The organism is Flavobacterium algicola (assembly GCF_022399565.1).
Classification (GTDB): Bacteria; Bacteroidota; Bacteroidia; order Flavobacteriales; family Flavobacteriaceae; genus Flavobacterium; species Flavobacterium algicola.
In genome coordinates, this window is the sequence record NZ_JAJTUT010000003.1 from 32,759 (window position 1) to 45,127 (window position 12,369).

A 12,369-nucleotide genomic window follows, 5' to 3' on the forward strand; every position below is an offset into this window, starting at 1 on the left:
TACAATGTGAATAAACCCTTGAAAAAATGTATTTTGGACACGTACATGAGACATTTATTTGCTTTTCGCGTAAGTGTTGTTTCATTTCTTGTAATTCTATAAGTGTTTTAGTATTTAAATAATCATATAATTTACCAAAGTGCACGTCTAGTTACTAGTTCCTTTCTATAATTGTCAACTAATGATTATATTTGTGTTATAATTTTAACAAAATACATACATGAAGTTTTATTATCATGCTAGCCTAGCGCTATCACTGTTTGTGTCTATTGTGAGTAATGCACAAGGTACCGAACAAAAAAAGGAAAACCCTGATAGTTCTTTTGAATTTCAAGTAGAGCAGTTTTCAGATATAAAAGTATTGCGCTACCAAATTCCAGGATGGGAGAATTTGACACTCAAAGAACAAAAATTAGTTTATTATCTTACTCAAGCAGGTACTTCTGGCCGAGATATTATGTGGGACCAGAATTACAAGTACAATCTAAAAATTAGAAAAGCATTAGAAAATATCTACCTCAACTACAAAGGAGATAAAAATACAGCTGACTGGAATAATTTTGAAATTTATTTGAAGAGAGTTTGGTTCTCAAATGGTATTCATCATCATTATTCGAATGATAAAATAATGCCAGGATTTTCTAAAACGTATTTTACAAAGATCTCAAAAGATACAAAAACTATTCTCGATCCTGCAATTGTGACGATTCTTTTTGATGGTCAAGATGCTAAGAAAGTCAATCTAGACGAGTCTAAAGGTTTGGTTGAAGGTTCTGCAATCAATTTTTATGGTAGCGGAATTACGCACAAGGAAGTAGAAGCTTTTTATGCTGAGAAAAAGTCTCCAGATGCAACAAAACCGTATTCCTTTGGACTTAATTCTAAATTAGTTCGAAATAAAAAAGGACAATTAGAAGAAAAAGTGTGGAAAAGCAACGGAATGTATGGTGCCGCAATTGATAAAATTATTTATTGGTTAGAAAAAGCTAAAACTGTCGCAGAAAATACCAAGCAAGCCGAAGCATTAGGATTATTGATTGACTATTACAAAACGGGAAGTTTAAAAACTTGGGATGATTACAACATTGCTTGGTTACAAGCTACAGAAGGAAATATCGATTACATTAATGGTTTTATTGAAGTATATAATGATCCCGTTGGTTATAGAGGTTCTTATGAAACTGTGGTGCAAATTAAAGATTTTGATATGTCTAAGAAAATGGAGGTATTGTCTAAAAGTGCACAATGGTTTGAAGATAATTCACCTTTAGATCCTTCTCATAAAAAGAAAAATGTTGTTGGGGTTTCTTATAAAACCGTAATTGTAGCAGGAGAAGCGGGAGACGCTTCGCCAAGTACGCCAATTGGTGTTAATTTGCCGAATGCAGATTGGATTCGCGCTACTTATGGGTCAAAATCTGTTTCTCTAGGAAACTTAGTTGATGCATATGGTAAATCTGCAGGTAAAGGGAGGTTAGAAGAATTCGTCAATGATTCAGAAGAACTAGAAAGAGCTAAGAAGTATAGCGAAATTGGAGATAAACTACATACTGCTCTACATGAAGTTGTAGGTCATGCATCCGGACGTATTAATGATGGTGTAGGAACGCCAAAAGAAACATTGAAAAGTTATGCGTCTACAATGGAGGAAGGTCGTGCTGACCTTGTAGCATTATTTTATTTGTACAATTCAAAAATTCAAGAATTAGGGTTAGTTGACGATTGGAAAAAAGTCGGAATGGAAACTTACGATAGCTATTTGCGTAATGGTTTATTGACACAATTAATTCGAATTAAAGAAGGAGAGAGTATTGAAGAAGCACATATGAGAAACCGTCAATGGGTAAGTTCATGGGTGTTTGAAAAAGGATTAAAAGACAATGTTGTTGAAAAAATCAGTCGTAACGGAAAAACCTACCTTAACATTAATGATTATGAAAAACTACATAGCTTGTTTGGTCAATTATTAAAAGAGGTGCAACGCATTAAATCTGAAGGGGACTACGAAGCTGCAAAAGCATTAGTAGAAAATTACGGAGTTAAAGTAGATCAAAAATTGCATGCAGAAATTATTGAACGTAACAAACAATTTCCATCAGCGCCATATAGTGGTTTTGTAAATCCATTTTTGACACCAAAACTGGATGCGAAAGGTGAAATTATTTCGATCGAAGTAATACAACCAAAAACCTTTGCAGAGCAAATGTTATATTATTCGAAAAACTTTAGCTTTCTACCAGATGTAAATTAAATCTAAAATTAAGTTATAAAAGTAAGCCACATATTGCGCAGTTTCTATTGCGTGATTTGTGGTTTTTTATTGGTCGCTACTTTGTGAAAACGAATGATTATTTAACTGTATTTCTTTGCAATTCCTACCCTTTGAAATCGTTTTATTTTTAGTTGTATTTCTTCGACAAATTTCGCTATCGCTAAATTTATCTGTGATTTTATCTATTATGATTTGAGCAGAAATACTAATTTTCGATTTGCGAAGTGATTATTTTTTTTTTGTGCTATGCTCTATTGTTGAAAATGAAAAAAGGCTTCTCATTTATAGTAACTATAGGTGAAGCCTTTTTTAAAAATTTAATAAGCTGAATTATGTATTTTATATGTACAATAACAATAAATCTTTTATAGTATACTATTGTTTGGAAGTGTATAAAATCAAATCGATAATTCGAGACGAATATCCAATTTCATTATCATACCATCCAACAACTTTTACCATTTTATCGATAACAGATGTAAGTTGTGCATCAAACAAACAAGAGTGTGGATTGCCTAATATATCTACAGATACAATTGGATCTTCTGTATAATCTAGAATACCTTTTAAATTGGTTTGAGCGGCTTTTTCAAAAGCTTGATTTATCTCTTCGATACTTACATTTCGTTTTACATTAAAAGTAATATCTGTTAGGGATCCATCTGGCACTGGTACACGGATTCCGCATCCACCTAATTTATTATCGAGTTCAGGAAAAATTTTAGTCAAAGCTTTGGCAGCTCCTGTAGTAGTAGGTACGATTGATTGACTAGCGCCACGAGCACGACGTAGGTCTCGGTGCGGTTGATCATGCAAGCTTTGGTCTGTTGTGTACGAGTGTATAGTCGTAATGTACGCCTGCTCAATACCACAAAGTTCCTCAATAACCTTAATCATAGGAGCAGCGTTGTTTGTCGTACAACTAGCATTAGAAATTATAGTTTCTGTTCCGTCAAGAATATGTTCATTAACACCAAGTACAACTGTTTTGATATTATCAACTTCAGCAGGAGCAGAGAGAATTACTTTTTTTGCACCGGCAAGAATATGTGCATTGATGTCTTCAAAGGTTTTGTATTTCCCTGTAGATTCAACAACGTAGTCAATATTGTGACTTTTCCAGTCAAGATTAGCAACGGCTTTCTCATGAAAGAACAAGAAGTGTTTCTCATCTACAAAAAATCCAGTTTCATCAGAGCGTACTTTAGAGGGTAAAACACCGTGAATACTATCATATTTTAATAAATGAGCCATCGTCTTGGTGTCTGCTATATCATTAATAGCTATAACCTCTATATTAGGGTGGTTGAGTAAAAGACGAAAAAGATTTCGACCAATGCGTCCGAAACCATTAATAGCAATTCTAGTTTTCAATTCAAAAAAGGGAGATGAGGTAGTGGTTTGATTGGCTTTCGAAAAAGATAAGCAAACTACTATGAATTTATTTATAAAATATGTTTTTGTGCTTTATATGAAGAACGAACCAATGGGCCACTTTCAACATGACGGAAACCTAATTCCAAACCATATTTTTCATAGATCGCAAATTGCTCTGGTGTAATAAATTCTTTAACCGGAAGGTGCTTTTTACTAGGTTGTAAATACTGCCCAATGGTTACGACGTCTACATTTGCATCGCGAAGGTCTCTCATAGTTTGAAAAACTTCTTCTTCTTGCTCACCAAGACCAAGCATAATACCAGATTTTGTTCTGTTGATGCCTTTCTCTTTTAAATAACGTAATACTTCTAGACTACGGTCGTATTTTGCTTGTATGCGTACTTCGCGAGTCAATCTTCTTACCGTTTCCATATTGTGTGATACTACCTCTGGGTTGGCTTCTACAACACGGTCAATATTTCGCTCGATTCCTTGAAAATCAGGGATTAAAGTTTCTAGCGTAGTATTGGGATTCATTCGACGAATAGCCTTAACGGTTTCTATCCATATAATCGAACCACCATCTTTTAAATCATCTCTATCAACACTAGTAATTACCGCATGTTTGATATTCATGATTTTAATTGAGCGCGCCACTTTTTCTGGTTCATCCCAATCAACAGTTTCAGGGCGTCCGGTTTTTACGCCGCAAAATCCGCAAGAACGCGTACATGTGTTCCCCAAAATCATAAAAGTTGCTGTACCTTCTCCCCAGCATTCTCCCATATTTGGGCAGCTACCAGAGGTGCAGATTGTATTCAAGCTATATTTATCAACCAAACCACGTAGTTCAGTATATTTTTTTCCTATTGGTAGTTTTACCCTAAGCCATTTTGGTTTAGCGATGCTCTGTTCGGCTGTGCCTCGAGTTGCTACAGGTGCAGTTGTATCTAAAACAGTTTCCATAAATCAATTTTCAGACTACAAAGATAAGCAACTGATTTTAAAAAGGCTGTTTAACTTAAGCTAGCTTTACTATAGATATGTTAAAAAAAAACAGCATCCGTTAGATGCTGTTTAATGTTCATAAATGATAATACTAAATATATAAATTTTTAAATAGTTAAAAAGTTACTTGTTTTATTGCTTAATTCGTTTGTACAGAGATAGGTAATGTATACGCTGTACGCACAGGTTTGGAATCGATTTGTCCTGGTGACCATTTGGTTCTTAACGATTTTAAAACTCGAATAGCTTCCTGTGCAAATTCATGTCCCGGATTATTTTTAACTTGGATATCCGTCATGCTTCCATCTTTTTCGACAACAAAATAGACCATAATACGCACAATCTTTTCCTCATTGATATCTGAAGTTTCAAAATTGCGTCCAACATAACTGTAGAGTTTTTCGATTCCACCAGGGAAAACGGGTTGTTTGTCGAGAGTGGTTGTGGTTGCAATAGCATTTCCATTATCATTGTCTCCAGTGGCAGAAATAGAAGAGCTTGTCCCGGTTGTAGAACTAGGGCCACTATATAATGTAGGCTTAGAACCTACTATCGCATTTGGGTCTATCGTCGGAGCTACGATCATGTCATTAATAGGAACTTGATCAATAGCTGCAGCTGCAGGAACAATAGTTGGATGTGCTAAATTTTTTATATCAATTTTTTCTGTAACAACTTGCTGTTTGACTTCGGGTGCTATCGCCTTTAGTTCTGGAACTAATTGCTCAACAGCTGGCGGCAGATTCACAGGAGTTATTATTCGATCAAGCGTTGGTGTTGTTTCTTCTATTACAGGATTACTTATTAAGTTGAGACTGTGCAAAACTTTGGGTACTGCAATAAGTAACGCACAAAACGAAAGACTGACTAAAAGTGCTGTAATTGTAGTTTTGGTACTTTCTTGACGGAGTTGGTAGGCTCCGTACTCCTTGTTTTTGTTTTCGAATACTAGGTTAATCCAATCCGATTCGTAGATACTTGATTTTGACATGATTATTGGTGTTAATGGTTAGGTAAAAATCAAATCATAAGTAGCAATTTTTAAAAGTGAAACATTATCGCTGGTATTTATTCGGGAGGAATGTATTAAAATTACGAATATTTATTTATAATTATGTTAAAAGTTTGAATAATTTTCAAGCAAATTTTATGCCTATGATTTTTCGATTGTATAGCTATTATTGCCTTGTCAAGCAGAAAATTGGCGATGATATCTATTTAGTACGAAAAAAATAAAAGAGTAGAAGTGGGATAGATGGTATTGCTGTATTATCGCTTAGTTCGGATAATTTCTGCTAGTAACTTTTTCGCGCGAAGTAGTTTAACCTTAACATTATTTAAAGGTTCATCGATAGCATTAGCAATTTCTTGGTAACTCATTTCTTGAAAATAACGTAACTGAATTACTTCTTGGTAATGTGGTTTTAACTCTTTTATATAACGCAGTAGGAGTGATAAATTTTGTTCCGTAATAAGTTCATCTTCTGCAGATGGGGTAGTGTCTGCAATATTGTAAGCTTTTTGATCTTCCTTTTCGGTGATTTCAACAAAAAGGCTGGCTTTGTTTTTTCGCAACAAATCAATATGTACATTCTTAGCAATAGAAATAAGCCAAGTGTTAAATTGAAATTCGGGATTGTATGTTGCTATTTTGTCAAAAGCTTTAGAGAAAGTTTCGATTGTGATGTCCTCTGCAGTGCTTTCGTTTTCTGTACGTTTAAGCATGAAGCCATAAACCTCGTTCCAATAAAAATTTAAAAGGTAGGTAAAGGCAGTCTGGTCTCCTCTTTTTGCTTTTTCTATTTGGTTTGTTATTTCCAATGTACTGGTTTTGAAAAAAGGTTGGCTATAAAGATATTCATTTGTGACAAAATTAGAAATAATTCTACAAATGGAAACCAATATTTAAGATCATTTTCTTTCAACTTTCCTGCCGAGAAGCCTACGACTGTCCAAGCAGCGATATACCTAATAACTACTAAAGCCAAAACAATTATCCATTGAAATTGAAAAGCAAGTAGCAGTATTGCTAGGATAAAAAATAGAAGTTGAGAACTATAAAAGGTAGCCAACTGTATTTTGTCTATGGTCTTATAATGTTGTGCAGTGGATATATGTCTTCTCTTTTGTGTCAGCCATTCCTTGTATGTAGTTTTAGGTTTTGAGTAGGTAAAACTATCAGCCATATAGGCTATTGTGGTGTTTTTGGAATTGGAAGCTTCATTAATAAACAAATCATCGTCACCAGATCTAACCTGTATGTGGCTAATAAAACCATTTACATTAAAAAAGACTTCTTTTTTATAAGCTAAATTACGACCTACGCCCATATAAGGATGTCCAGATTTTGCCCAAGATAGATACTGAAGAGCGGTGATAACCGTTTCAAATCGTATCATTTTATTTAGAAAAGACTTGGCTACTTTTTCATACCCACCATAACCCAAGACAATAGTTTTGTGCATCGTAAATTGTGAACTCATAGCGGTAATCCAATCTTTGGAAGTAGGATAACAATCGGCATCAGTAAAAAGTAAGTAATCTTTTTTGGCTGATTTTATTCCGAGTGTTAATGCATATTTTTTATTACCCCAAAAGGCTTCATTGTTTTTAACCTTAACCAATCGAACATTTGGATATTGTTTTTCGAATGCTTCAAAAACTTCCAGTGTATTATCACTTGATGCATCATCAATTAAGATAATTTCAAAATCTGGATAATCTTGTTCAGCCAATAAGGGAATAAATTGGGCTACATTTTCCTCTTCATTTTTAGCACAAACAATCACCGATATAGGAATTCTTTTGGGCGTAATTTTTTGCGCTTTTGCAAATGCAAAATTGCTAAAAACACCTAAATAATAACCTAGCTGAACAACAACAATAAAAGCAAAAAAGTAGAGTAATAGTATAAGCATCGGACTTTATAAGTTATTTTAAATCGTGTGCAAAGGTATGAATAGAATTATGATTTGTAAATGTTCTTGTCTGAATTTTAAAATAAAACTTTTAGCTGATTTTGAGGGCTAAAATAATGACTAAATGATGTTTACTTCTGCTTCAATAGTAATCCCAAAGATTTCGAATACAGTTTGTTGAACATCTCTAGAAACAGCAAGAATTTCTTGCCCTGTTGCGTTGCCATAATTCACCAATACCAACGCTTGATTTTTGTGTACGCCTGCATCGCCAAATCTTTTTCCTTTGAAGCCAGCTTGCTCGATTAACCAGCCTGCCGGAACTTTTACTTTAGTTTCAGAGATGTCATAAAATTTCATTTCGGGAAACTTTGCATGAATTGGTTCGAAATCTTTTTTACTAATAATTGGATTTTTAAAGAAGCTTCCGCTGTTTCCCAATTGTTTGGGATCTGGAAGCTTGCTTTGTCTTATAGCAATTACTGCGTTGCTTACATCTTTTAGAGTTGGATTTGTATTATCTTTTTTTGCTAGTTCGGCTGCAATGTCACCGTATGATATGTTAATTTTGTGATTGCGTTTAGTTAGTTTAAAAACGACTGATGTGATGATATATTGATCTTTAACACTGTTTTTAAAAATACTTTCTCGGTATCCAAAATGGCATTCTTCTTTTAGGAAAGTTTTGCTTTCTTGATTTTCGATGGCAATGGCTTCACAAGAAACAAAGCTGTCTTTGATTTCAGCTCCGTAGGCTCCAATATTCTGTACAGGAGTGGTGCCAACATTTCCCGGGATTAGAGACATGTTTTCAAGTCCGCCAAAGTCATGATCAATAGTCCATAAAACAAATTCATGCCAACTTTCACCGGCTTGACTTTCGACCCAAACAAAATTTTCATCCTCTTTTATTATTTTTTTACCTTTTAAATCAATGTGTATTACTAGCGCATCGATATCTTGTGTCAATAGCATATTACTTCCACCACCCAAAATAAATTTTTTGTTTGTTTTATTTTCTAATAAAACAGTCTTTAACTCAGCTACCGAATGGACTGCAATAAATTGTTTGGCTTGGGCTTCGATACCAAAAGTATTGAAGCTTTTTAAAGAAAAATTAGATTGTAATTCCATAAAGTAAGAGGGTAAAGCAATTAATAAATTGTTTTCAAAAATAAGGATTAAAATTGAGTAGTATAGTTTTTTAACCAAATATGCATCATGAACAGTGGCATTACGTAGGGTAGCAAACTTTCATTTCCATCTTTAAAACTGTGGATCAATTTATTACTATCTATATTTTCAAAAAGTGGCATTCGAAAAATATCGCTCTGTGCAAAAGAATCCATTTCGTCTTTAAAAGCAGGAGTTTTTAATAAATAACTATTCCATGGTGTGCTAAGTCCAACTTTTTTGAAATTGAGTATTTCTTGCGGAAGCCTATCTTTCATTGCTGTCTTTAATATGTACTTTCCTTTTTTGCCTGTAAACAACCATTTATCTTCTAGCGATCCTAGACCTGCTATTAAGCGCTGATCTAGAAAAGGTTCTCTGCATTCAATGGACGCGCCCATGGTTGTACGATCATTGCGATTCAGGAGTGATTGCATGTAGGTGTGTTGGTCGAAATAGAGAGCTTGTCTTTTTAAACTATTAGGGTACAGTAAAGCAGCTTCGGTAATTATTTTCTTTCTGAAATCATTTTTTGGTTCCTGTGTAATTCCAAATTGTGATGCGATATCTTTTGGGTAGATATTTGATCCATTGTACATAATAAGATTGCGAGGGTCTTTAATCTGAGAGTATCGGATTAACTTCTCATATCTCGCATTGTTTTTAAAGATATTTGCTTTACCAAAAGTGCTTATCATATTTAAAAGCCAAGGTTTGTCAAGGGCTTTGTAACGTACATAGCCACCCATTAGTTCGTCTGCTCCTTCGCCAGAAAGTAGCACTTTTACTTTTGACTGTGCCAATTTTGTAATACTCAGTAAGTGTGGCTCGTTGAGGTGCATTAAGGGCTCGTCTTGAAAGTAGGTCGCCTCAATCAAATTAGAGTATAAGGAGTCATTTTCTACTTGTAAGGTGTTGAAATTATAATTGTATTGATCAGATAACATTTTGGCCAAATGCGATTCGTTATGCTGGTCTTCTTTGAAGCCGATATTAAATGTTTGTATGTTTTTATAGTCTTGGAATTTTAAAGAGGCGAGGGTAGAGGACGAGTCTAATCCCCCGCTAAGCAAAATACCTACAGGCACATCGCTCACCATACGTAGGCGGACAGAATCATCAAATATTTCTGTAAACCAGGATATTGGATCTTTTATAAGTGGTTGATTTTGGATTTCGGTCGTTAAATCCCACCATTTTTCTACCGTAATTTTTCCAGATTGTTCGATTATCATCGTATGACCTGGTAGCAGTTGTTTTACATTTTGATACAGGGTGTTTTCTCCTGCTACAAAACGATTGAATACATATTCTTGCAATCCTTCAGAATCAATTTTAAGAGGCACGCCAGCGGTAAATAAAGCTTTTTGCTCAGATGCAAAATAAAAACTTTCATTGTGAAATGCATAGTACAATGGTTTGACACCCATTCGATCGCGCACAAGGGTCAATTTTTTTTCGAACTTATCCCAAATAGCAAAGGCAAACATTCCGTTAAGTTTTGGTAACGTTTTTAATCCTATATGACGGTACATTTGAAGCAGTGCTTCAGTGTCAGAACTTGTTTTAAGCGAAAATCCATTTGCTTTTAACTCTGGGTAAAATTCTTTGTAATTATATACCTCACCATTATAAACCATTACATAGCGTTGGTCATCAGAAATAAAGGGTTGATGTCCTCCTTGCGAAGTGTCAAGTATAGAGAGACGTCTTTGACCAAGACCGATAGTATCATCAACAAAAATGCCTTTGTCGTCGGGACCTCGATGCGCCAAAGAATCACGCATGTGTATGAGCATATTTTGGTCAATTCTTTTTGAAGTCTGTAAATTAAATATTCCATTAATGCCGCACATAGGTGATTATATATTTTGAGCGTTGTCAATCAGTTCATGGTATTTTTTGGCAATCAAAGTCATGTTTTTCTCATAGCTGCATTGATTTGTTACGAGTTCTTGATTGTGTTTAAGGACATTTTCTCTGTAAACTTTCTCCTCAAATGTAGCTAGTATAACTGCTGCAAGTGTGTTATGATCATCTACAGCAACGAGTGATCCATTCTTACCATCTGCAATCCACTCTTGATTTCCTGCAATATTTGATACTATAGGATAACATTGACTTGCCATTGCCTCAAACAATGAGGCAGATGCCCCCTCAGTATTAGGCATGCTGATGTAATAGTTGTGCTGGTGCAACAATTGCGGTAATTCGCCATAAGGCTTTCGACCTAAAAAATGTACTTTATGAGCTATTTGCAAGTCAGTAGCTATTTTTTTTAAGTAGGACATTTGATTGCCGTCCCCTACAAAAGTAAGTTCAAAATCAATTCCCCTTTTATTAACGATTCCAAATGCTTTTAAGATGGTTTCATGTCGGTATTCTGGGGCAAGTGAGCGTGTAACAATGGCCTTTATTTTTGAAAAGGTCAAATCACTTTTCGGATGAAATGCATCTACATCAATACCTTTAGGAAGAATCATGACTTTCTGCAAATCGAGTTTTGCCTCTATCATTGCAGGCACCATTACTTTACCCCATGCGTGAATAAGATCAGCATTTTTAAAAGCGTATTGTTGGATAAGTTTTTTTAGGGGATAAGTAGTAGAGTATATAGGCCATAAATCTGTTATGCCTTGTTGGGCAATTGCTACAATAGGGGCTTTTGATAAAGCAGCAAGAAATCCGTAACTGGTGGTTCGCTCTGCAATTATCATATCAGGTTTTTGAGACCGAATAATCGCATTTATTTTAAATACAGCGGTAGTGAATTCTAATAACCGTTTGATTCTATTGACTAATGAGTTAGAAGATGTCTTCATCTCCCAACTTATTATTTCAAAATCACCAAATTTACTTAATCCATCCATCCAAATAATGGCATCGGCTCTATAGGTTTCTCCCAGAAAAAGTATTTTTCTTTTCTTCATCTTCGTTTTTAGAACTATTCATCTACAGTCAAGGCACGATTCATAAACTCATTAAGGGGTTTTAACAAAATCAACTTTTTTGTCATTTTCGAAACAAAGTCTTTTTTTGTTATTTCAGAAATGTCAAATTTTTGAAGTACTTCAAAGCTTTTTAGCTTTAGCAATTCGATAGCTGGGTGTTCTTTATCGTAACCTCTAGGTGGGTTTTTAAGACAGCTTTTATCTGTTCGAGAAAAAGTTCCAAATTCCTTTTTAAATGTTTTGTCCTCAATAATAGCTTCTAAGTCCTCATGAAAAAAAGCAATTTCTTTGCGTACCTTCTTTAAGTCATCAGATTCTGGTGCATAAAATCCACCTGCTATAAAACTCGATCCTCTTTCTATATGTACATAATAACCTGCGCGGTTGTTCCCTTTGGATCCTGATGAAAACCAGACACCCATATGAGATTTATAAGGCGACTTATCTTTTGAAAATCGTATATCACGATTGATTCTAAAAGTGCAATTCTTCACTTCTAGCAATTCAAGTGAAGGGTCTAGAGGTTTCATTGCATCCAAAAAATCAGAAACAAGTTGGTGATAATCATTTTTAAAAACATCATACCTCTTTTTATTAGCATGAAACCAATCTCTGTTATTGTTGGCTTTTAAATCGTCTAGAAATTGTAGGCTTTCTGTTGTAAGCAT

Annotated in this window: 10 protein-coding genes; 1 reads left to right on the forward strand and 9 read right to left on the reverse strand. The window is 34.6% G+C overall.

The genetic code is table 11. The features are described 5' to 3' along the window. Window positions 1-220: 220 nt before the first annotated feature. Entirely contained in the window at window positions 221-2,251 is a 2,031-nt protein-coding gene (locus LXH21_RS11245) for a dipeptidyl peptidase 3 (protein WP_239865849.1), read from the forward strand. A 396-nt stretch (window positions 2,252-2,647) separates the two neighbouring features. Here the strand turns inward: LXH21_RS11245 and gap are convergent, their stop codons facing one another. The 9 genes from gap to LXH21_RS11290 all read right to left on the reverse strand — a co-directional run bounded on the left by gap (window position 2,648) and on the right by LXH21_RS11290 (window position 12,369). Further along, the gene (gap, locus tag LXH21_RS11250; RefSeq protein ID WP_239865851.1) at window positions 2,648-3,646 is read right to left on the reverse strand and encodes a type I glyceraldehyde-3-phosphate dehydrogenase; all 999 of its coding nucleotides are present in this window, start codon (window positions 3,644-3,646) and stop codon (window positions 2,648-2,650) included. 71 nt (window positions 3,647-3,717) lie between these two features. Continuing rightward, window positions 3,718-4,617 (reverse strand): lipoyl synthase, encoded by a 900-nt coding sequence (gene lipA, locus LXH21_RS11255; protein ID WP_239865853.1) that lies wholly within the window; start codon window positions 4,615-4,617, stop codon window positions 3,718-3,720. Window positions 4,618-4,798: 181 nt separating this feature from the next. After that, window positions 4,799-5,650: an energy transducer TonB gene (locus LXH21_RS11260; protein ID WP_239865856.1), complete on the reverse strand. Its 852-nt coding sequence runs from the start codon at window positions 5,648-5,650 to the stop codon at window positions 4,799-4,801. Between the two features lie 278 nt (window positions 5,651-5,928). Then, window positions 5,929-6,480 (reverse strand): RNA polymerase sigma factor, encoded by a 552-nt coding sequence (locus LXH21_RS11265; RefSeq protein WP_239865858.1) that lies wholly within the window; start codon window positions 6,478-6,480, stop codon window positions 5,929-5,931. Beyond that, window positions 6,471-7,577: a glycosyltransferase gene (locus tag LXH21_RS11270; RefSeq protein WP_239865860.1), complete on the reverse strand. Its 1,107-nt coding sequence runs from the start codon at window positions 7,575-7,577 to the stop codon at window positions 6,471-6,473. Before LXH21_RS11270 ends, LXH21_RS11265 begins: the two co-directional genes overlap by 10 nt. Before the next feature lie 120 nt (window positions 7,578-7,697). After that, entirely contained in the window at window positions 7,698-8,711 is a 1,014-nt protein-coding gene (gene murB / locus LXH21_RS11275) for a UDP-N-acetylmuramate dehydrogenase (protein ID WP_239865862.1), read from the reverse strand. A 47-nt stretch (window positions 8,712-8,758) separates the two neighbouring features. Then, a complete protein-coding gene (gene asnB / locus LXH21_RS11280) occupies window positions 8,759-10,606 on the reverse strand; it encodes an asparagine synthase (glutamine-hydrolyzing) (protein WP_262916209.1) in 1,848 nt (615 codons plus the stop codon). A 6-nt stretch (window positions 10,607-10,612) separates the two neighbouring features. Further along, on the reverse strand, window positions 10,613-11,680 hold the full coding sequence (locus LXH21_RS11285; protein WP_239865866.1) for a glycosyltransferase family 4 protein: 1,068 nt from the start codon (window positions 11,678-11,680) through the stop codon (window positions 10,613-10,615). A 14-nt stretch (window positions 11,681-11,694) separates the two neighbouring features. Next, the gene (locus tag LXH21_RS11290) at window positions 11,695-12,369 is read right to left on the reverse strand and encodes a DUF2461 domain-containing protein (RefSeq protein WP_239865868.1); all 675 of its coding nucleotides are present in this window, start codon (window positions 12,367-12,369) and stop codon (window positions 11,695-11,697) included.

Coding starts and splice junctions, on each gene's coding strand:
- lipA (WP_239865853.1), bottom strand. CDS start 4,617: ATGGAAACTGTTTTAGATACAACTGCACCTGTAGCAACTCGAGGCACA.
- asnB (WP_262916209.1), bottom strand. CDS start 10,606: ATGTGCGGCATTAATGGAATATTTAATTTACAGACTTCAAAAAGAATT.
- LXH21_RS11290 (WP_239865868.1), bottom strand. CDS start 12,369: ATGCTTACAACAGAAAGCCTACAATTTCTAGACGATTTAAAAGCCAAC.
- LXH21_RS11260 (WP_239865856.1), bottom strand. CDS start 5,650: ATGTCAAAATCAAGTATCTACGAATCGGATTGGATTAACCTAGTATTC.
- LXH21_RS11270 (WP_239865860.1), bottom strand. CDS start 7,577: ATGCTTATACTATTACTCTACTTTTTTGCTTTTATTGTTGTTGTTCAG.
- LXH21_RS11245 (WP_239865849.1), top strand. CDS start 221: ATGAAGTTTTATTATCATGCTAGCCTAGCGCTATCACTGTTTGTGTCT.
- LXH21_RS11285 (WP_239865866.1), bottom strand. CDS start 11,680: ATGAAGAAAAGAAAAATACTTTTTCTGGGAGAAACCTATAGAGCCGAT.
- murB (WP_239865862.1), bottom strand. CDS start 8,711: ATGGAATTACAATCTAATTTTTCTTTAAAAAGCTTCAATACTTTTGGT.